The organism is Ramlibacter sp. PS3R-8 (genome assembly GCF_037572435.1).
Taxonomy (GTDB): Bacteria; Pseudomonadota; Gammaproteobacteria; order Burkholderiales; family Burkholderiaceae_C; genus Ramlibacter.
Map to the genome: position 1 here is coordinate 575432 of NZ_JBBHGT010000002.1, position 17926 is coordinate 593357.

Annotated in this window: 23 protein-coding genes; 11 read left to right on the forward strand and 12 right to left on the reverse strand. The window is 67.9% G+C overall.

Going from position 1 to position 17926, the window contains the following annotated elements; genetic code table 11:
- Nucleotides 1-6 precede the first annotated feature (6 nt).
- Nucleotides 7-969: a LysR family transcriptional regulator gene (locus tag WG902_RS10625; protein ID WP_340060027.1), complete on the forward strand. Its 963-nt coding sequence runs from the start codon at nt 7-9 to the stop codon at nt 967-969.
- Nucleotides 970-1147: 178 nt separating this feature from the next.
- Here the strand turns inward: WG902_RS10625 and WG902_RS10630 are convergent, their stop codons facing one another.
- From WG902_RS10630 to WG902_RS10640, 3 genes are all read right to left on the reverse strand, one after another.
- Nucleotides 1148-2122 carry a Bug family tripartite tricarboxylate transporter substrate binding protein gene (locus WG902_RS10630; protein ID WP_340060028.1) on the reverse strand — a complete coding sequence of 325 codons (975 nt, stop codon included), beginning with the start codon at nt 2120-2122 and terminating at the stop codon, nt 1148-1150.
- A gap of 50 nt (nt 2123-2172) precedes the next feature.
- Nucleotides 2173-2853 carry an RraA family protein gene (locus WG902_RS10635; protein ID WP_340060029.1) on the reverse strand — a complete coding sequence of 227 codons (681 nt, stop codon included), beginning with the start codon at nt 2851-2853 and terminating at the stop codon, nt 2173-2175.
- A 120-nt stretch (nt 2854-2973) separates the two neighbouring features.
- Nucleotides 2974-4014 carry a D-cysteine desulfhydrase gene (locus WG902_RS10640; protein ID WP_340060030.1) on the reverse strand — a complete coding sequence of 347 codons (1041 nt, stop codon included), beginning with the start codon at nt 4012-4014 and terminating at the stop codon, nt 2974-2976.
- 32 nt (nt 4015-4046) lie between these two features.
- Between WG902_RS10640 and WG902_RS10645 the strand changes: the two genes are divergently transcribed.
- Together WG902_RS10645 and WG902_RS10650 are read left to right on the forward strand one after the other, a co-directional pair.
- Nucleotides 4047-4370 carry a GNAT family N-acetyltransferase gene (locus WG902_RS10645; RefSeq protein ID WP_340060031.1) on the forward strand — a complete coding sequence of 108 codons (324 nt, stop codon included), beginning with the start codon at nt 4047-4049 and terminating at the stop codon, nt 4368-4370.
- A 42-nt stretch (nt 4371-4412) separates the two neighbouring features.
- The gene (locus WG902_RS10650; protein WP_340060032.1) at nt 4413-5294 is read left to right on the forward strand and encodes a DMT family transporter; all 882 of its coding nucleotides are present in this window, start codon (nt 4413-4415) and stop codon (nt 5292-5294) included.
- 4 nt (nt 5295-5298) lie between these two features.
- On the opposite strand, the gene WG902_RS10655 is transcribed toward WG902_RS10650, so the two are convergent.
- The gene (locus WG902_RS10655; protein ID WP_340060033.1) at nt 5299-5598 is read right to left on the reverse strand and encodes a hypothetical protein; all 300 of its coding nucleotides are present in this window, start codon (nt 5596-5598) and stop codon (nt 5299-5301) included.
- Between the two features lie 112 nt (nt 5599-5710).
- On the opposite strand from WG902_RS10655, the gene WG902_RS10660 reads away from it, so the two are divergent.
- From WG902_RS10660 to WG902_RS10675, 4 genes are all read left to right on the forward strand, one after another.
- Nucleotides 5711-5941 carry a hypothetical protein gene (locus WG902_RS10660; protein ID WP_340060034.1) on the forward strand — a complete coding sequence of 77 codons (231 nt, stop codon included), beginning with the start codon at nt 5711-5713 and terminating at the stop codon, nt 5939-5941.
- A 50-nt stretch (nt 5942-5991) separates the two neighbouring features.
- A complete protein-coding gene (locus WG902_RS10665; RefSeq protein WP_340060035.1) occupies nt 5992-7248 on the forward strand; it encodes an MFS transporter in 1257 nt (418 codons plus the stop codon).
- Between the two features lie 69 nt (nt 7249-7317).
- Nucleotides 7318-8025: a Crp/Fnr family transcriptional regulator gene (locus WG902_RS10670; RefSeq protein ID WP_340060036.1), complete on the forward strand. Its 708-nt coding sequence runs from the start codon at nt 7318-7320 to the stop codon at nt 8023-8025.
- 113 nt (nt 8026-8138) lie between these two features.
- Complete coding sequence (locus WG902_RS10675; protein ID WP_340060037.1) at nt 8139-8489, forward strand: DUF4148 domain-containing protein; 351 nt, start codon at nt 8139-8141, stop codon at nt 8487-8489.
- A 115-nt stretch (nt 8490-8604) separates the two neighbouring features.
- On the opposite strand, the gene WG902_RS10680 is transcribed toward WG902_RS10675, so the two are convergent.
- Nucleotides 8605-8811, reverse strand: coding sequence for a hypothetical protein (locus WG902_RS10680; protein ID WP_340060038.1), 207 nt, complete (start codon nt 8809-8811; stop codon nt 8605-8607).
- Nucleotides 8812-9017: 206 nt separating this feature from the next.
- Here WG902_RS10680 and WG902_RS10685 point away from each other — a divergent pair, with 206 nt between their 5' ends.
- Entirely contained in the window at nt 9018-10328 is a 1311-nt protein-coding gene (locus WG902_RS10685) for a cytochrome-c peroxidase (RefSeq protein WP_340060039.1), read from the forward strand.
- Here WG902_RS10685 and WG902_RS10690 read toward each other — a convergent pair.
- Nucleotides 10316-10981: a response regulator transcription factor gene (locus WG902_RS10690; protein ID WP_340060040.1), complete on the reverse strand. Its 666-nt coding sequence runs from the start codon at nt 10979-10981 to the stop codon at nt 10316-10318. The genes WG902_RS10685 and WG902_RS10690 overlap by 13 nt on opposite strands.
- 169 nt (nt 10982-11150) lie before the next feature.
- On the opposite strand from WG902_RS10690, the gene WG902_RS10695 reads away from it, so the two are divergent.
- Genes WG902_RS10695 through WG902_RS10705 form a run of 3 tightly spaced genes read left to right on the forward strand, consistent with a single transcriptional unit; the run spans nt 11151 to nt 13065 of the window.
- The gene (locus tag WG902_RS10695; RefSeq protein WP_340060041.1) at nt 11151-11612 is read left to right on the forward strand and encodes a hypothetical protein; all 462 of its coding nucleotides are present in this window, start codon (nt 11151-11153) and stop codon (nt 11610-11612) included.
- A 5-nt stretch (nt 11613-11617) separates the two neighbouring features.
- On the forward strand, nt 11618-12427 hold the full coding sequence (locus WG902_RS10700) for a hypothetical protein (protein WP_340060042.1): 810 nt from the start codon (nt 11618-11620) through the stop codon (nt 12425-12427).
- Nucleotides 12428-12477: 50 nt separating this feature from the next.
- Nucleotides 12478-13065 carry a hypothetical protein gene (locus WG902_RS10705; protein WP_340060043.1) on the forward strand — a complete coding sequence of 196 codons (588 nt, stop codon included), beginning with the start codon at nt 12478-12480 and terminating at the stop codon, nt 13063-13065.
- A gap of 3 nt (nt 13066-13068) precedes the next feature.
- On the opposite strand, the gene WG902_RS10710 is transcribed toward WG902_RS10705, so the two are convergent.
- Genes WG902_RS10710 through WG902_RS10735 form a run of 6 tightly spaced genes read right to left on the reverse strand, consistent with a single transcriptional unit; the run spans nt 13069 to nt 17890 of the window.
- Nucleotides 13069-13368: a DUF1330 domain-containing protein gene (locus WG902_RS10710; protein WP_340060044.1), complete on the reverse strand. Its 300-nt coding sequence runs from the start codon at nt 13366-13368 to the stop codon at nt 13069-13071.
- Nucleotides 13369-13375: 7 nt separating this feature from the next.
- The gene (locus WG902_RS10715; protein ID WP_340060045.1) at nt 13376-14743 is read right to left on the reverse strand and encodes a TRAP transporter large permease; all 1368 of its coding nucleotides are present in this window, start codon (nt 14741-14743) and stop codon (nt 13376-13378) included.
- 9 nt (nt 14744-14752) lie between these two features.
- On the reverse strand, nt 14753-15277 hold the full coding sequence (locus tag WG902_RS10720) for a TRAP transporter small permease (protein WP_340060046.1): 525 nt from the start codon (nt 15275-15277) through the stop codon (nt 14753-14755).
- Nucleotides 15278-15287: 10 nt separating this feature from the next.
- Nucleotides 15288-16355: a C4-dicarboxylate TRAP transporter substrate-binding protein gene (locus tag WG902_RS10725; RefSeq protein ID WP_340060047.1), complete on the reverse strand. Its 1068-nt coding sequence runs from the start codon at nt 16353-16355 to the stop codon at nt 15288-15290.
- A gap of 31 nt (nt 16356-16386) precedes the next feature.
- On the reverse strand, nt 16387-17367 hold the full coding sequence (locus WG902_RS10730) for a quinone oxidoreductase family protein (RefSeq protein ID WP_340060048.1): 981 nt from the start codon (nt 17365-17367) through the stop codon (nt 16387-16389).
- 19 nt (nt 17368-17386) lie between these two features.
- A complete protein-coding gene (locus tag WG902_RS10735) occupies nt 17387-17890 on the reverse strand; it encodes a VOC family protein (RefSeq protein ID WP_340060049.1) in 504 nt (167 codons plus the stop codon).
- Between the last annotated feature and the right edge of the window lie 36 nt (nt 17891-17926).

Consider the following 17926-nt stretch of genomic DNA (forward strand, 5'->3'; position numbering starts at 1 on the left):
CCGATCATGCGTACCACCTTGCGGCAGATCGAGGCCTTCTACTGGACTGCCAAGCTGGGCAGCATCCACGCCGCGGCGAACCACCTGAACTTCAGCCAGCCGGCCGTGTCGTCGCGCATCAAGGAGCTGGAAGGCGCGCTGCACATGGAGCTGTTCACGCGCAAGAACCAGCGCGTGCAGCTCACGCCGGCGGGCCGCAATGCGCTGCCGCACGCGGAGCGCCTGCTGCATGCGGCCCAGGACTTCGAGCGCCTCGGGGGTGCGGTGCCGCCGCTGGAAGGCGTGTTGCGCCTGGGTTCGGATGAATCCACGGCGATGGTCGCGCTGCCTGAAGTGCTGAGCCAGCTGAAAGTGCGGCACCCGCGGCTGATCGTCGAACTGAGCATCGATGTCGGCAGCGTGCTGACCGAGAAGCTGCGCAAGCGCGAGATCGACATCGCGCTGCACACCAATTCCGGCGCCGCATCGCACGTCAGGGACGAACTGCTCGGATGGGTGGAATTCCAGTGGGTGGCGGCGCGCGACCTGGCCATCCCGCCCGGTGAGTTCGTGCCCGCCGTCGCCACCGCGCTGCCCATCGTCACCAACTCGCCGCCCTCCACGCTGAACAGCCTGGTGCGCAAATGGCTGCAAAGCGGTGGGCTGGAGTTCGACGGCTTCAATTCGTGCAACTCGCTGCAGCTGATGCTGCGGCTGGTCGGCGCCGGCCACGCCATCGCGGTGCTGCCGCTGCCGATCGTGCGCGACCAGGTCGCGACCGGGGCATTGCGTATCCTGTCCGCGCGTCCGCACATCCCGCCGGCGGCCTACTACGCGTCCTATCTCACCGAAACGCGGGGGCCCGGCATCGCAGTGGTGGTCGAGATCGCGCGGGGCGTGCTGGAAAAGGAGCGGTTCTTCACGCGCAGCGCGGACTCGGGACCGGGCCGCGAGGGCGAGAGTGCGGTGGTGGCGCTCACCGGACCGTGACGAGATGCAGCCGGAGTGCAGTGCTTTCTCCGATGCATGTCACGGTGCAGGGCCAGGGTGGGGGAGTCCGCCTCTGCGAAGTAAAGGGGGAGATGCGGGCCAAGCCGGAGGCGTGGCGCGCTCCGGAGGACATTCGCAGAGGCGGATTCCCCCACCCTGGACCGGAGCGAGAAAGGGTTTACTGCGGCTCGACGCCCGCGGCCTTGAGGATCCGGCCGTACTCGGCCGAGTCCTTGCGGATGATGTTGGTCATGTCCTCCGGCGAGCCGCCGATAGGGTCCAGCGTCAGTTCCGCGAACTGCTTGCCCATGGCGCCTTTCAGGCCCTTGTTCAGTTCGGCGTTCAGGCGATCGACGATGGGCTTCGGCGTGCCGGCCGGAACCACCAGGCCGATCCACGTCTCGGATTCGAAGCCGGGCAGGCCCGACTCGGCGACGGTGGGCAGGTTGGGCAGCAGCGGCGAGCGCTTGGGGCTGGTGATGGCGATGGCGCGCAGCTTGCCGTCCTTTTCCTTCGCGTACGGCAACGCCGTCGGCGAAGTCTCGAACATGGCCTGGATCTGGCCGCCCAGCAGGTCGTTCAGCGCCGGCGCGCCGCCCTTGTACGGCACGTGCAGCACGTTCACGCCCGCCATGGTGGTGAACTGCCGCGCCGCGATATCCTGGCCGGTGCCGACGCCGGCACTCCCCATGCTCAGCTTGCCCGGGTCCTTCTTTGCCAGCGCAATGAGGTCCTTGACGTTCTGCGCCGCCACCGAGGGGTGCACCATCAGGATGTTGGGCTGGTTCACGAGCCGGATCACCGGCGTGAAGTCCTTCAGCGTCTCGAAGCCCGTGCGCTTGTACAGGAACTGGTTGGCCGCCAGCACGCCGGAGCTGCTGACGAACAGCGTGTTGCCGTCGGGCGGCGCCTTGGATGCGAGCTCGGCGCCGATGTTGCCCGATGCGCCCGCACGGTTGTCGATCACCACCGGCTGCCCGAAGGTGTCGGTGAGGTGCTTGCCCACCGCGCGCGCCACCATGTCGACGCTGCCACCCGCCGGGAACGGAACGATGATCTTCAGCGGCCCGCTGGGCCACGCTTGGGCGGACGCACCGCCTGCGGCGGCGAGGACTGCGAGCGCGAGAAGGCTGCGGCGCAAGACATTGATCATCTGAAAGCTCCTGGGGGTAGAGGAAGGGACAGGGAATCGGGCGACCGCTTTCAGCGATTCTGTTTGTGCTTTTCGATGGCGTCCAGGATCACCTGGGTGGTGCCCATGATGTCGGGGTACTTCTCGCCGGCATCGATGCGGGCGAGCGTGCGCTTCTCGTCCTTCATCATCTGCAGGGCCCGGCGGGCGGAGTATTCGATGTCGGACGGCGGCATCACCAGCACGCCGTTCTCGTCGGCAAGGATTGCGTCGCCGGGAGTGACGGCCACGCCGCCGCAGGTGACCGGGATGCCGAATTCACCGGACAGCCCCAGCGTCTTGACGGTGACGCACGAGGTGCCCTTGGACCACACCGGCACGCCGTACTGGCGCAGCTCGCCCAGGTCGGTGACCAGTCCGTCGACCACGATGCCGGCCACGCCCGCGGCGCGCGCGGCATAGGCGACCGCGCCGCCGAGCGAGGCGATCGTCATGTCGCCGCAGCGGTCGATGACGATGAAGTCACCGGGGCGCGCCTTGCCCACCGCGTAATGCACCATCGCGCCGTCCATGGAAGGCATGCGGATGGTGATGGCGGTGCCGGCCACGCGGCGGTCCTGGAAATGCGCGCGGATGTCCGGCGTCATGAAGCCGGTGTAGCGGAAGTGGCCGATCACGGCCGGCTCGGCCTGCACGAGCAGTTCCAGCAGCTTGGGATCGATGGCGGGCGGCAGGGGGTTCAGGACGTACATCGGAAGATCACCTGGTGTCGGGAAGGATGCACGCAAATTTAGCGCCCGGTCCGGGGGCCGGGAAGCTCGTTATCTGGACGCCCGTTGATTCGTTTTCTCGATCAAGGCGCCAGGATGAGCTTACCGGGGCAGGTCCGGCTTGTCGCCCAGCACTTCCGCCTCGTAGGCATGCAGCGACGGCAGGCCGCCCGTGTGGAGGAACAGCACGTTCTCGTCCGGCTGGAAGGCGCCCTCGCGCGCCATGCCGATCAGCCCGGCCATGATCTTGCCCGTGTACACCGGATCGAGCGGGATGGCTTCGGTGCGCGCCAGCAGCTGCACGGCTTCGACCATGCGCTGGTTGGGAATGGAGTACTTGGGCTGCCAGAAGCCGCCGACGCACTGGACGTCCTCCGGCTGGACCTTGATCGCCACGCCCAGCAGGTCGAGCACGGCCTGCGCTTCCTTCAGCACCAGCGGGGCCTGGTCGGCGGGGTCGCGGCTGACGCCGATGCCGGTGATGGGGATGCGGATGTTGTTGCCCAGGAAGCCCGCGACCATGCCGCCGTGGGTGCCGGAGCTGCCGGAGCCCAGCACCACGCGGTCGATGCGCAGGCCCCGTTCGAACAGCTGCTCCTGCAGTTCCTGCGCACAGGCGACGTAGCCGAGCCCGCCGATGGCGTTGGAGCCGCCGCCGGGGATGATGTACGCCTTGCGGCCTTCGCGCACCAGCGCATCGGCCATCTTCTGCATCTCGGCGGCCATGTTGCTGCCGCCGGGGACCACGGTGATGGCTTCCACGCCGAGCAGGCGGAACATGAAGTTGTTGCCGCTCGCTTCCTTCCTGTAGCTGTCCGGCACGCGCTCCTCGATGACGAAGCGGCACTTCAGCCCCTCCTTCACCGCCGCTGCCAGCGTGATGCGGCAGTGGTTGGATTGCGGCGCACCGCAGGTCACCAGCGTGTCGGCGCCCTGCGCCAGCGCGTCGGCCACCAGGAACTCCAGCTTGCGGGTCTTGTTCCCGCCGGGGAAGAGGCCCAGCATGTCGTCGCGCTTGATCCAGATGCGCGGGCCTGCGCCGCCGGGGCAGGTGGCCGCCAGGGCGCGGCTGAAGTTGGGGAGGAATTCGATGGGGGTCGCGAACGGGGTGTAACGGCGACGGGGGAATCGTGAGAGGTCCATGCGCCAAATGGTAGTGCATCGTAGGATGGCGCATGGCTACCGCGGACCCCGACGACATCGCGCTGGCGGACCACCCGGACCGGCACCGCTTCGAACTTCATGCAGGCGGCAAGCTGGCGGCCTACGCCGAGTACAACGTGCTGGCCAATGCGCTGTTGTTCACCCACACCGAGACGCTGCCCGGCTTCGAGGGGCGCGGCTTCGGCTCGCGGCTCGCCGCCTTCGCGCTGGACGATGTGAGGGCGCGTGGATTGGGCGCGATCCCCGTGTGCCAGTTCATCGCAGGGTTCCTGCGCAAGCATCCGGACTACCAGGACCTGGTGACCCCTGCCAATCGGCGAGCGTTTCACATCTGACGTTCGCCACGTGCACTTCGCCGTGGACAATCGCGGCTTCGCATGCAAGGCCGCCACTTCCTCCAGCTCCTTTTCCTTTCCGCCGTTTGGGGCGCCTCGTTCCCGCTGATCCGCATCGCTGCGCCGGCCTTCGGTCCCTGGCCGATGGCCTGCCTGCGCTGCGCGCTCGCCGCGGTGGTGCTCGGCATCCTGATGCGGGTCACGCGCCACCTGTGGCCCGCGCGCCGGCACTGGCCGGCGGTCACGCTGCTGAGCATCCTGACCGTGGGCGCGCCCTTCGTGCTGTTCAACTGGGCCGGGCTGGTGCTGCCGGCCGGCTATTCCGCGGTGCTCAACGCCACCGCGCCCTTGTTCGGGGTGATCGCCGGCGCGCTGTTCGAGCGCGAGCGGCTGACCGGCCGCAAGCTGCTGGGTTGCGCGGCCGGCCTGGCGGGCGTGGCGCTGCTGGTGCGGCTCGGTCCGGTGGCGCCGGACTGGCACGTGATCCTGGCGGTGCTGGCCTGCACGACCGCCTCGGCCAGCTACGGCTTCGGCGCCATCCTGATGAAACGGGCGACGATGACGCACGACGCCCTTCCGGCATCGGCGGCCGTGCACGTCGCCGGCGCGCTGGTGCTGCTGCTGCCCGCCGCCGTCGCGGCGCCCGCGGTGCAATGGCGGCCGGAGGCGATGGTCGCCCTGGCCGTGCTCGGCACCGTCACCTCCGGCTTCATGTACTGGCTGAGCATGCGGCTGATGCGCGAGATCCCGGCGAGCGCCGCCACCTCCTCGGCGTTCATGATCCCGATGTTCGGTGTCAGCTATGGGGCGCTGTTCCTCGGCGAACCCGTCACGCCCGGGATGTTGCCCGGCGTCGCGATGGTGCTGGCGGCCTGCGCGCTGGTGACCGGCTTCAACCCCTGGTCGCTGCGCCGACGGCCCTGAACCGCTAGCTCGCCAGCTTCAGGTGCGATGCGATGGCCGCCAGGTGTTCGTCCTTCAGTTGCTGCGGCTTGACCTCGTCTTCCGCGGCGGTCTCGTTCTCGTGGCCCTGCACCGCGGCGCGCATGTCCTCCTGGCTGCCCCACACCATCACTTCCTTCCTGGGGCACATGTGGCGCAGCGTGTGGTACCAGTAGTAACCGTCGGCGCCGCCGAACAGGCGGTCGATCGCCGCCAGGTCATTGGACTTGATGCGGTGCTTCTGCAGGATGTCGTCGAGCACCTGGTGCGAGAGAATGAACGTCATGATGGCGAGTGCTCTTCGGGGCCGCGGATTGTACGCCGACGGGCTGCGTGACTGCCCCGCCACGGCGGCTTGGCTGACGCGACAGGCACGCCGGCTGACGCATGATGCGCGCATGACGAACCATGAGTACACCCGCAGCACCGGACTGCGCCTGACTTACCGGATTCGCGCCGACGAGCGCGGCTGGTTCACCGTCTACCTCGGCGACAAGGAACTGTTGCGCGGCCGGGACCCTCTTTCCGCCGGCGGCATGCACCGCACGCCCAGCAAGCGCAAGGTGGTCGGTGCCGTCCACCAGGCCAAGATCGCCATCGAAAGCCTGAGCCAGATGCCGGAGTGCTAGGCCGCAGGCGCGTTCCATGCAGCCGCTAAGATCGTGCCGGGAGGCAAGGTTTGGCTGCAATCAGGACGCCAGGTTGGTATTTCGGCTGGAACATCGTCGCGGCGTCGTCCGTCCTGACCTTGCTGTCGGTCGGATTGCGTCTGGGCATCGGCCCCTTCTTCCTGCCGATCGCCGCTGACCTGGGCTTCAGCCGCAGCCTGCTGTCCACCATCGTCGCCGTCGGCATGATGTGCTACGGCCTGGCCATGCCGCTGGCCGGCCAGTTGATTGCACGCTTCGGCACCCGCCTGGTGGTGGTGCTGGGCACGGTGATCGTGCTCGTCGCCGTGGCCGGCAGCGTCACCGCGCGCGAGCCCTGGTCCTTCATGCTGTTCTTCGGCGTGCTGCTGTCCGTCGGCCTGGCGTTCACCAGCCCGGTGGCCTTCACGCCCATCATCAGCCACTGGTTCACGCGCCAGCGCGGCATGGCGCTGTTCTTCCTGTCGACCGGTTCGATGGCCGGCATGGCCATCATGACGCCGGTGTTGACGCACGCCATCGAGGCTGTCGGCTGGCGGGCGACGCTGTCCGGTTTCGCGGTCGCGCTGACCGCGCTGGCGATCCCGGCGGTGCTGTTCGTCCTGCGCGACCAGCCACCGGAGCACACCGACCTGTTGCCGCACGAGATCGCGATCCGCAACGCGGCCAGCGGCCCGGCGCCGCCGCGCCTGGCCCTGCGCGACGCCCTGCGCACCGCGCCGTTCTGGATGATCTTCCTCGGCCTGTTCGCCTGCGGCTTCAGCATGAACCTGCTCGGCACGCACGGCATGCCGATGCTGATGGACCACGGGTTCGATTCGCACTCCAGCGCGATGGGCATCGGCCTGATCGGCTTCGTCGCGATCTTCGGCACGCTCGTGCTGGGCCGCTTCTCCGACCGGCTGCCACGACGCAACATCCTGGCGGTGATCTATTCGGTGCGCGGTCTGGGCTTCTTCGCGCTGGTGATGGTGGGCGTCCAATGGGAGCTGTACCTCGCCGCCAGCATCGGCGGCCTGGTCTGGGCCGGCAGCATCGCGATGTCCTCGGCGATCCTGGCCGACGTCTATGGCGTGCGGCTGGTCGGCGTGCTGTATGGCCTGGCCTACCTCGGCCACCAGGCCGGCGGCATGATCAGCTCGTGGCTGGGGGGCTGGGGCTACGAGCGGTTCGGCACGCACTGGGTGGCCTTCGGTGCCTCCGGCACATTGCTGCTGGCCGCAGCGCTGCTGTCGCTGTACCTGCCGCCGCGGGGCTTCCGCATCGAGGGGGCGCCCGCGCGGGCCTGACCCCATTGGCGGCGGGCGGCGCCGGGACTACCATCGCCCTACCCAGCGCCCCAGCGCGGGAGGGCAACCATGTCCAGACCCATGCAGCCATCCAGCCTGGCCTTGCGCGGCATCGACCTGCTGCAGGGCTTGTCCGCGCAACGCCTCGACGAGATCAGCCGCCAGTGCGCCTGGCGCCATTTCGACGCCAGCCAGGCCCTGATTGCGCGCGAGCAGGGCGACCGCGACCTGCACCTCATTGCCGCCGGCGCCGTGCGCGTCACGAGTTATTCATCCGGCGGGCGCGAAACCAGTTTCCGTGACCTGGCCGCCGGCACCTGCTTCGGCGAGCTCTCCGCGCTGGACGGCCTGCCGCGCTCGGCGGATGTGGTGGCCTTGAAGTCGGGCCTGCTGGCATCGCTGCCGGCGGCCCACTTCCGCACCCTGCTGCAGCAGGAATGGACCGTCACCGAGCGCGTGCTGCTGAAGCTCACGGACATGGCCCGGGGCATGATCGACCGGGTCGTCGATCTCAGCACGCTGAGCGTGCAGCAGCGCGTGTGCCTGGAACTGCTCAAGCTGGCGCAGTCCGGCGAGGGCATCGGCAACGTGGCGCGCATCGACCCCGCGCCCCGGCATGCCGACCTGGCGCACATGGTGAGCAGCTACCGCGAACAGATCACGCGGGAGTTGTCGGCGCTGGCCAGGGCGGGCGTCGTCGAGAAGGAGGACGGTGCGCTCGTCGTGCGCGACCTCGACCGCCTCAAGCGCATCGCTGCCAGGCCGTCGGCGCACTGAATCGCAAAAACCGGTGCGCAAGCGCACTGCTGAGGCAGGCGGGAAGTCCGAGCATTCATTCCGTCGGCGCGTGATCCCTGCGCACCGGCGAATCAACTTCAACGGAGCTTCTCATGAACCGCACCATCGCACTCTCCCTGGCCATCGTCCTCGTCGCCGCCGGCAATGCCTTCGCCGACGACATCACGAACGACCCGCATCCCTTCACCTCCACCGCCTCGCGCGCAGAAGTGCAGGAAGACCTGCGCCTGTTCCGCATGGCCGGCAACAGCCCCTGGGCCGATGACTACAACCCGCTGGCGCAGTTCCACGGCACCCTGACGCGCGCCGAAGTGACGGCCGACTACATGGGGTCGCGCGAGTCGGTCTCCGCCTTCACGGCCGAAGACAGCGGCTCGGCCTACCTCGCCCGCACCAGCATCCCCGGCTCCGGCCGCGACACCATCCTGGCGGGCACCGACTGACTCGCCGCGCGGGATGGACGCCGGCCGCCCCTTGGGCGGCCGGCTTTTTTCATGTGTGAAGCGTTTCGTCTGGCAGGCCGGGTTCCGCCAGCAGCGGACCCCGGCGCTCCCTCCATCAAGCGAACATGGTGCAGGGAACCTCGAGATCCGGATCCCCTGTCCGGTCCCGCTGCACCACCGCACAGTCCAGGTACGCCGTCCGCTGCGTCACGGGAAGCATCTTCAGGATTTCCCGCTCGGGTGGACGCAGCACGATGAGGACAGCGCACACCGCTGCCGCTGCCGCGAACACGCAATACTTGGCAAAGGACGCATTCGTCATGGGGGCCTCCATCGCCCGGGCCACAAGGACGGGCTGCAGAACCCATACTCGCGACCCTTCGTCGATGGCGCAGTGCGCTGACGCACACGGTTCGCAAGCGGACCTTCGAAGTGCCCGCCGACGGACATCGGTCGGAGGCAGCCGCCGACACCGACAGCCAGCGCAGCAGAGCCAAGATGCGCTCTGCCGTCCCAACCTCATCCACCATGTTGTTCCGTCCCGTCGTCCCGTCCCCTGTTGCAAGCCGCAGTGCCTCGGCAAGCCCGCGATCCTCCTGGGGTTGGCTGGCCGCGCTTCCCCTGGTGCTGGCGCTGGCAGCTTGCGGCGGCGGCGACAGTGGCAGCAGCACCGACAGTGGCATCGACACTGGCATGGACGCCGCCAGCGACGTTGCGGGTGCGCGCGCTCCCGATGCCGCGCGCCTGCCGCGGTCCACGCTGAGCAGGGCCGCCCAGCTTGGCAAGTCGATCTTCCACGACACGTCCCTGTCCGGGTCCGGGCGGATGTCCTGCGCGACCTGCCATGCCCCGGAACTCGGTCACGCTTCCCCGTTCGCGACGCCGGCGGCCATGGGCGGCCGCAGGCTCGACCGGCCGGGCATGCGCACCCCACCCACGCTGCGCTACCTGCGCTTCAACGCTGCGTTCGACGAAGCGGGCGGCAGCCGTCCGTTCGGTGGCTTCTTCTGGGACGGGCGGGCCGCCACCCTGAAGGAGCAGGCGCGCGGTCCCCTGCTGAACCCGAACGAAATGGCCAACCGCGACGTTGCCGACGTGGTTGCCAAGCTGGCGGCGGCGCCCTACGCGCCCAGGTTTCGCGAAGTCTTCGGCGCGGACATCTTCAACGACCCGGAGCTGGCCTTCAGGCGCATGACATTGGCCCTGCAGCGCTACCAGCTGGAAGACCCCGAGTTCGCGCCCTTTTCCAGCAAGTTCGACGAGGTCAACGCGGGGCGGGCCACCTTCACCGCACAGGAGGCCAACGGCCTGGCGCTGTTCAACCGCCCCGACAAGGGCAACTGCGCGCTCTGTCATATCAGCACGAAGCCGGCGAACGCGCCCGGCGCGCTGTTCACCGATTTCGGATACGACAACCTCGGCGTGCCGCGGAACGCCGACATCGCGGCCAACGCCGACCCGGCCTTCTTCGACCGCGGGCTGTGCGGCGACACGCGGACCGACCTGGCGGCGCGCACCGATCTGTGCGGCTCGTTCAAGGTGCCCACGCTGCGCAACGTGGCCCTGCGCAAGCACTTCTTCCACAATGGCGTCTTCGAAACGCTGGAACAGGTGATCCGGTTCTATGCCCGGCGCGACACGCATCCGGAGTTGTTCTATCCGCTGGACGCCAGCGGCAACCCCGTGGTCTTCAACGACCTCCCCAGGGCCCTGCGCGGCAATGTCACCAGCCAGCCGCCGTTCGGCCGCACCGCTGGCCAGGCGCCCGCGCTGACCCACGGCGAGATCGAAGACATCGCTGCCTTCCTGCGCACGCTGACGGACGGCTACGCGCCGTAGGGACTTGCCTGCGCCGACGCGGCCGGCTGGGCCAGCGGGGCCAGCAGGCCGGCCTCTTGCGTCACGCGCGTGAGTTCGGCGACGGAGTGCACTTGCAGCTTCGTCATCAGCGCCATCCGGTGCAGCTTGACGGTCCGCTCGTGGATCGCCAGGTCCGCGGCGATCTGCTTGTTCAGGCGGCCGCGAACGACGTGTCCGAGGACCTGGGTTTCCCTCGGGGTCAGGCTGGCAAAGGCCGACTGCAGCATGTCCAGCCTCGCCCGCGCGCTGCGTTCGCGTGCGTTGCGCGCGAGCGCACGTCGCACGGCAGCTAGGAGCTCGGCCATCGGTGCGGTCTTCTCGAGGAAATCCTCGGCGCCGGTGCGCATGGCACGCACCGTCGACGAAATGTTGCCGTTGCCTGTGAGGAAGACCAGCGGCAGGGGATGCAAGGTCTGCGAGATCGCATCCTGGAGTTCGAGGCCGTCGCTTCCCGGCATGTTCAGGTCGGACACGACGCAGCCGGGTTCCGCGGGGTTCCAGGCCCGCAGGAAGTCCCGCGCGCTGGCATAGGTCCGGACGGTGAACCCACTGGACGAAAGCAGCCGCGCGATCGCCCTCAGAAATGACTCGTCATCGTCGATCACGTGCACGATGGCGTCTGGCTCGTTCATTGAAATCCCTGCCGAAGGCCGTGTTGTCCGTGCCCTGCCACCCAGTTTAGCCGCTCAACCCGGATGCGACAGGGCGTCCGACCTGCGGAGCGTGCTGCCCCTTGGGGCAGTAGACGCGCCCCTTGCCGCCCTCCACAGTCGCTCCCATGCAGTCGCAAGGGAAAGCCCAATGAACGTACCAGCCATTTGTGTCATTGCCGTGTCAGCCATGCTGGCCGGGCCAGTGGCGGCCCAGCAGTTCGTCTATCCGGCCAAGGGCCAGACCCCGGAAAAGCAGAAGAGCGATGAGGCGGCCTGCCACAAATGGGCCATCCAGCAGACCGGCTTCGATCCCGCCAAGCCTCCCCCGCCGGCTCCCGCGCAGCCGGCGACCACGGCGACCGGTTCGACGCCCGGCGCCGGTGCGCGTGGCGCGCTCAGGGGGGCGGTGGTCGGTGAGGTCGTGGGCGGCGAAGCAGGCGCCGGAGCGGCCGCCGGTGCGGTTGCCGCACGCTCCCAGAGCCGCCGGCAGAACGCGGCCGCTGCGCAGTCCGCGCAGGCACAGCAAAGCGCCGGCACGCAGCAGCAACAGGCCGGCTTTGCCAAGGCCCGTGCCGCGTGTCTCGAAGGCAAGGGCTACACCGTCAAATGATCCCCATGAAATCCACGCCTGCCTTCCGAGCCCTCGCCGTTGCGGCCGTTGCACTGGCCGGCCTGCAGCCGGCCCTGTCCGCGGCGCAATCCGACCTTGCCGCCGGCCCCTGGCGTTACCGTGCCTCGGTCTACGGCTTTCTGCCGACCTTCGAGGGGACGAGCAGGTATCCGACCGGCGGCAGTTCCATCGAGGTTAATACCAGCGACGACTTCAAGGCCGCGTTCATGGGCAGCCTGGACGCCCACAATGGCCGGTGGGGTGTCTTCACCGACTTCATGTACCTGAACCTCGGCGACGAAAAACAGGGCTCGCGTGACTTCACGATCGGGGGGGCCCTTCCCGCCGGCACCACGGCCAACCTGGACTGGGACCTGAAAGGAACGATCTGGACGGTCGCGGGCCAGTACCGGGTGGTGTCGGCCCCTGCCCTCCAGCTGGACGTTCTGGCGGGTGCACGGATGGCCCACCTGGAGACCTCCCTGAACTACGCCATTACCGGCAGCCTCGGGGGCCTGCCACCCGCCTCGCGCGCGGGAAGCCTGGGCCACAGCGAAACCTTGTGGGATGGCATCGTGGGCGTCAAAGGCCGCTATGTGCTCGGCGACGGCCGCTGGTCCGTTCCGCTGTACCTCGACGTGGGGACGGGGTCTTCCAAGCTCACATGGCAGGCTGCCGCCGGTGTCGCCTACAGCTTTTCATGGGGTGAGCTCTCCCTGCTCTATCGCCACCTTGCGTACGAGATGAAGTCCGGCAAGACATTGCAGGACGTCAGCTTCAGCGGGCCGCAGCTCGGCGTGGCGTTCTCGTTCTGACAGCTCCCTCCCACGCATCCGTCATCCATCACCCTCGTCAAAGGTCAGATATGAAACTCAAACCCCTGGTCGTCGCCGCCGCACTGATGTCGCTGATGTCGGCAGCGGCACTGGCACAAAGCACGGACCCGGTCGTCAAGACGTCACCCGGACAATTCACCGTCACCCGGACGGAAGCGGCCACCGGCACCGTGACCGAGGTCGATGCCTCCAAGGGGCACATCAGCATCAAGGGCCCCCAAGGCAAGGTCGTTCCGCTGCAGGTCAGCTCCGAGGTCCGCAACCTGGACAAGGTCAAGGTGGGCGACAACCTGAACGTGCGCTTCGAAGAGACCCTTTCCCTGACGCTGAAGAAGAATTCCACCGGGACCCGCAGCCTGGAGCAGAGCGGTCGTGACGCCAAGAGCACCGCCGCCGCCGGGCAGCGTCCTGCCGGGGTCGCTTCGGAGAAGGATGTGATCATGGCGGACGTCACCCAGGTCAACACCAAGAAGAAGACCATCACCCTGAAGGGTCCCTATGAGACGGTGGTTCTGCCGGTGAAGGATCCCAATCAGCTCAAGCTGATCAAGGTCGGGGACCAGGTCGAGGTGGTCCACACCCGCTCCTTGGCCGTGGCCATCACGGCGGCCAAATAAGGCTCAGGGCGTGGAGACGCCCTCGACGATGACGTTCTCCACGATGCCCGCTTCGCCGCGCCGGAAGCCCGCCGCATGCACGTATTCCGGTGACTCGAAGCAGGCCACCCCGGCTGCGAGCGACGGAAATTCGATGACGACGAAGCGATGGAAGGTCTGCGGGCCTTCCATGATCCGGTAAGGCCCGCCGCGGGCCAGGATGCGCCCGCCGTGCGCGTCGATGATCGCCGGCACGAGGTCCGTGTACTTCTTGTATTGCACGGGGTCGTTCACGACGCAGCGCGAAATCCAGTAGGCAGCCATGGTCACCTCATTTGACAGGCACCACGTTGCCCAGGTTGGGCAGCCACGTGGCCAGTTGGGGGAAGATCACGATGCCCAGGATGGCGACCAGCAAGGCCATCCAGTACGGCACCGAGCCGCGGAAGATCTCGCCGTTCTTCAGGTCGGGCTCGTCGGGCACCGCCGCCTTCACCGTGAAGACCAGGATGCCGAAGGGCGGCGTCAGCAATCCGGTTTCGATCGCCAGGATCCCGATGATGGCGAAAGCGATGGGGTCGAAGCCCAGCGCCATCGCCACCGGCGCGAACACCGGCACCGTCAGCAGGATGATCGAGATCGAGTCGATGATGGCGCCGAGCGCGAACCAGATCAGCACCATCAGCACCAGCACGGCATAAGGTGACAGGCCGGAATTGACGAAGAACTCCTTGGCCATGCCCGTGACACCGGTCATGGACAGCACCCGCGAGTACAGCTGCGCCGCCACCAGCAGCAGCAGCAAGGGCGCAGAGGTGCGGCCGACGGAGACGATCGCCTCCATCATCTCCCTGGGCTTCATGCCGCGCGCCATGGCCAGCAGCAGGGCCAGCGTGGCACCGACGCCGGCGCCCTCGGTCGGCGTGAAGAAGCCGAACCAGATGCCGCCCAGCACGATCACCACCAGGGCCAGGATGCCCACCGTGCTCCACAGGATGGTGCGCAGGTCCTGCACCGGCATCGCGTCGATCCCGGCGCGCGCCAGGCGCTGCGGTTCCGGCAGGTTGGGCCCCTCGCCCACGCGGTGCGGCTGCGTCTTCGCCACCCACAGGATGTACATCGTGTACAGGCCGACCACCAGGAAGCCCGGGATGATGCCGGCGATGAACAGCTTGCCGATCGCCAGCTCGGTGAGCACGCCCCACACGATCATCAGCACCGACGGCGGGATCAGCATGCCCAGGCAGGCGCTGCCCGCGATGCAGCCGAGCGCGAACTTGCGCTCGTAGCCGTGGCGCCGCATCTCCGGATAGGCGATCTTGGAGAAGGCGGCGGCCGCGGCGATGGACACGCCGGTGATGAAGGCGAACACCGCGTTGGCCAGCACCGTCGCCACGCCCAGGCGGCCGGGAATGCGCCGCGTGGTCCGGTTCACCAGCGCGAACAGGTCGCTCGCCGCGCCGCATTTGGAGAGGAATTCGCCCATCAGCAGGAACAGCGGGATGACCGCGAAGACGTAGTCCCGCAACGCCTCGTAGGCCGTGTTCGACGCGAAGGACGTCATCGCCTGCAGGTCGCCGGTGACCATGTACAGCCCCAGCAGGCTCGCCAGGCCCAGCGACACCGCGATGTGGACGCCGCTGAACACCAGCGTGAGCAGGACGCCGACCAGGATCAGCATGTCGGCAACGTTGTACATGCCGTCCTTTTAGTGGGAGGCGCCGGCCACGCCGGGGCCGACGCCCCGTGCCGCGCTGGCGCAGTGCTGCACCAGCAGCAGCAGGTAGCTGAAGGCGGCCAGCGCGGTGCCGAGGACCACGATGAACCGCGCCGGCCAGACGGGCACGCGCAACGCGCCCTCGCCCTCGAATTCGTTGGAGCTCCACGCGTGCGCGGCCCCGTCGACGCTGCCCCAGCAGATGATCGCGAAGAACACCAGCCCGGCCAGCGCGGCGACCGCCGCGAACACGCTCTGCACCCGCGGGCTGGCCTTGCCGACGAACATGTCGACGTTGAGCATGCCGCCGCTGCGGATGGCGAAGCCCGCCTGCAGGTAGCAGATGACGACGATCGACAGGGACACGATTTCCACCGTGCCCTTGACCGGGCTGTTGAAGATCACCCGGCCGAGCACGTCGGCCACCACCAGGAAGCAAAGCAGGAATGCGAGCACCGCCGCCAGCACCAGCAAGGCGCGCGTGACGCGATCGTTCAGGGCACGCAGGTGCTGCATCGTGCGGCGCTTACTTGACGCCGTAGCGCACGGGCCACTTGTGGCCCAGTTTCTCTGCCTCTTCCAGCGTGAGCTTCAGCACCTGCGTGGCGGGCAGTCCCTGCTTGTCCAGGTCCGTCGCCTGCACCTGCGGCCACGCCGCCAGCGAGTTGGCCCATTCCAGCCGCACCGAGTCCGGCACGCTCTTGACCGTGACGCCCAGGGTCTTGAGCTGCGCGAGCTGCTTGCCGTAGTTCTCTTCGTTGACGGTGCCGGTCTTGGCTTCGTATTCGCGGCCCACTTCGACCAGGATCGCCTGCACATCGCGCGGCAGGCGGGCGAAACGCGCCTTGTTGATCGTCAGGCCGTGCCACGTGATCGCGCCGAAACCCACCTCGGTGTAGTGCCGCGCCACTTCATGCAGCTTGAAGTTGACCCATCCCGAGGGGAACATGATCCAGCCCGAGTACACGCCGGTCTGCATCGACGTGTACGCATCGGGCAGCGAGGACTGCACCGGTACCGCGCCCGCGTATTCGAGCCACTTCAGGTTCAGCCCCGCGCCGGCCAGCTTCTTGCCCTTGAGCTCGCCGACGGTGTTCCACTCGAAGGTGGTGCCCAGGTTGTAGCCGTTGTCCGCCGCCAGCGCGAGCAGCGTCTGGTTGAACTTGTCCTCGAAGACCTTGGACATGTACGGCACCTTGTCGTACACGCTGCGCGCCAGCTTGACGCTTTTCTCCGGGCTCATCGTGCCGAAGGGCAGCATCACCTGGAATGCGTGCAGCGGCAGGTTCGACGGCTCGAAGCAGAAGCAGTAGCCGCCGATGTCGACGATGCCGGACTGCACGCCCTCCAGCGTGTCGGCGGTCTTGACCATCGCACCGCCATACGCCTCGACGAATTCGACCTTGTGCGACGTGCGGGCGGCGACGCGCTTGGTCACCTCCGGCACGAAGAAGGTCTGCATCAGGTTCACGTAGGTGTTGGCCGCCGGGTGGCCCGAGGCTATCCGCAGCCGGATGTCCTCGGCATGCGCGGTGCCGATTCCTGCGGCGGCGAGCGCGCCGATGACGAACGCGACCTTGAGAGGCTGGAACATGGTGTGTCTCCTGGAATGGTTCTGTCGGGGATCAGGGAAGGATGACGCTGGAGCCGGTGGTGCGGCCGCTTTCGAGGTCGGCGTGCGCCCTGGCAATGTCGGCCATGGCGTAGCGCTGGTTGACGCTGACCTTCAGCGCGCCTTCCTTGAACATCTGGAACACGGCGGCGGCCGAATTGCGCAGGTCTTCCGAGGAGGCGGTGTAGGTCACCAGCGTCGGCCGCGTGAAGTACAGGGATCCCATCTTCTGCAGCGTGGCCGCTTCCACGGGCGGCGGCGCGCCGGTGGTGGTGCCGAAGCTGACGAAATAGCCGCGCGGCGCCAGGCTGTGCAGGGAGGCCTCGAAGCTGTCCTTGCCGACGGAGTCGAAGACGACCGGCACACCGGCCCCCTTGGTGATGTGCTTGACGCGCTCCGCGATGTCCTCGCTCTTGCGGTCGATGCAGTATTCGTAGCCGTTGGCCAGGGCGAGCTTGACCTTCTCCGGCCCGGCGGCCACCCCGATCATCTTCGCGCCGAGGTGGCGGCCCCATTGGCCGGCGAGCAGGCCGACGCCACCGGCAGCAGCGTGCATCAGCACGAACTGGCCGCGCTGCACCGGGCAGCACCGCTGCAGCAGGTATTCGACCGTCATCCCCTTGAGCAGCGAGGCGGCGAGCGTCTCGTCGTCCAGGTGCGCGGGCGCGGCCAGCAGCCGTGCCGCGGGGTAGTTGCGGTGCGTGGCGCAGGCCCCGAGCACGGGGCCGCTGGCGTAACACACCCGGTCACCGACGCGAAACCCGGCGACGCCCTCTCCGAGCGCCTCGACGATGCCGGCCGCCTCGGTCCCCAGCCCGGTGGGCAGGGGCGTCGGGTAGCGGCCGCCGCGGGTGTAGATATCCTGGAAGTTCAGGCCGATGGCGGTGTGGCGGATGCGGACCTCGCCGAGTCCGGGCTCTGGCAGATCGAGCTCCTCGATCTTCAGGACTTCGGGGCCGCCGGTGGCGTGGATGCGGACTGCCTTGATTTTCATTGCTTGTTCGTGGCCTGGTTCATGACGTTGCGGTTTTCTGGTTGGCGCCGGCGTCCGTCCACGCCGGCACGCGGCCGATGCGCTCGGCCTCTTCCCATGCGAAGTTCAGCTCCACCTTGATGCCGTTGATGGGCTCGCGCATGAACAGCTGGTACAGGTTGGAGTTGTGCGCCTTGCGTTCGCTGAACTCCACGCCGTTGCGCGTGAGGCGATCGATGAACTCCTCGATCCCATCGCAGTTGAGGCACAGGTGGTCGATGCGGCCGGACCCCATGGCCCCGGCGGCGGAATAGTCCACGCCCTCCTTGTCCGTGGGCGTCTTCAGGTAGGTGTCCTGGTGCTGCGAGTGCCGCGCCTTGCCGATGTGGAGGACATCCTGCTCGCCGATGTACAGCCAGTACACCGGGAAGCCGAAGTCGGGGTGGAAGCCCTCGCGGAACCCGAGGTTCTTGACGAACCAGTCGCGCGTACCCTCGGGGTCGTCGGTGAGGATCAGCAGGTGCTCCAGGAAGCGCAGTCCCATGTCAGTTTGCTCCAGGTCCGGTGTGGATGCCCGCGA

Excerpts from the sequence above, each read along its gene's own strand:
- WG902_RS10670 (WP_340060036.1), top strand. The coding sequence starts at position 7,318 with ATGTCCAGACCCATGCAGCCATCCAGCCTGGCCTTGCGCGGCATCGAC.
- WG902_RS10725 (WP_340060047.1), bottom strand. The coding sequence starts at position 16,355 with ATGTTCCAGCCTCTCAAGGTCGCGTTCGTCATCGGCGCGCTCGCCGCC.
- WG902_RS10730 (WP_340060048.1), bottom strand. The coding sequence starts at position 17,367 with ATGAAAATCAAGGCAGTCCGCATCCACGCCACCGGCGGCCCCGAAGTC.
- WG902_RS10650 (WP_340060032.1), top strand. The coding sequence starts at position 4,413 with ATGCAAGGCCGCCACTTCCTCCAGCTCCTTTTCCTTTCCGCCGTTTGG.
- WG902_RS10640 (WP_340060030.1), bottom strand. The coding sequence starts at position 4,014 with ATGGACCTCTCACGATTCCCCCGTCGCCGTTACACCCCGTTCGCGACC.
- WG902_RS10655 (WP_340060033.1), bottom strand. The coding sequence starts at position 5,598 with ATGACGTTCATTCTCTCGCACCAGGTGCTCGACGACATCCTGCAGAAG.
- WG902_RS10690 (WP_340060040.1), bottom strand. The coding sequence starts at position 10,981 with ATGAACGAGCCAGACGCCATCGTGCACGTGATCGACGATGACGAGTCA.
- WG902_RS10625 (WP_340060027.1), top strand. The coding sequence starts at position 7 with ATGCGTACCACCTTGCGGCAGATCGAGGCCTTCTACTGGACTGCCAAG.
- WG902_RS10700 (WP_340060042.1), top strand. The coding sequence starts at position 11,618 with ATGAAATCCACGCCTGCCTTCCGAGCCCTCGCCGTTGCGGCCGTTGCA.
- WG902_RS10675 (WP_340060037.1), top strand. The coding sequence starts at position 8,139 with ATGAACCGCACCATCGCACTCTCCCTGGCCATCGTCCTCGTCGCCGCC.
- WG902_RS10695 (WP_340060041.1), top strand. The coding sequence starts at position 11,151 with ATGAACGTACCAGCCATTTGTGTCATTGCCGTGTCAGCCATGCTGGCC.
- WG902_RS10735 (WP_340060049.1), bottom strand. The coding sequence starts at position 17,890 with ATGGGACTGCGCTTCCTGGAGCACCTGCTGATCCTCACCGACGACCCC.
- WG902_RS10660 (WP_340060034.1), top strand. The coding sequence starts at position 5,711 with ATGACGAACCATGAGTACACCCGCAGCACCGGACTGCGCCTGACTTAC.
- WG902_RS10705 (WP_340060043.1), top strand. The coding sequence starts at position 12,478 with ATGAAACTCAAACCCCTGGTCGTCGCCGCCGCACTGATGTCGCTGATG.
- WG902_RS10645 (WP_340060031.1), top strand. The coding sequence starts at position 4,047 with ATGGCTACCGCGGACCCCGACGACATCGCGCTGGCGGACCACCCGGAC.
- WG902_RS10720 (WP_340060046.1), bottom strand. The coding sequence starts at position 15,277 with ATGCAGCACCTGCGTGCCCTGAACGATCGCGTCACGCGCGCCTTGCTG.
- WG902_RS10715 (WP_340060045.1), bottom strand. The coding sequence starts at position 14,743 with ATGTACAACGTTGCCGACATGCTGATCCTGGTCGGCGTCCTGCTCACG.
- WG902_RS10710 (WP_340060044.1), bottom strand. The coding sequence starts at position 13,368 with ATGGCTGCCTACTGGATTTCGCGCTGCGTCGTGAACGACCCCGTGCAA.
- WG902_RS10680 (WP_340060038.1), bottom strand. The coding sequence starts at position 8,811 with ATGACGAATGCGTCCTTTGCCAAGTATTGCGTGTTCGCGGCAGCGGCA.
- WG902_RS10685 (WP_340060039.1), top strand. The coding sequence starts at position 9,018 with ATGTTGTTCCGTCCCGTCGTCCCGTCCCCTGTTGCAAGCCGCAGTGCC.
- WG902_RS10630 (WP_340060028.1), bottom strand. The coding sequence starts at position 2,122 with ATGATCAATGTCTTGCGCCGCAGCCTTCTCGCGCTCGCAGTCCTCGCC.
- WG902_RS10635 (WP_340060029.1), bottom strand. The coding sequence starts at position 2,853 with ATGTACGTCCTGAACCCCCTGCCGCCCGCCATCGATCCCAAGCTGCTG.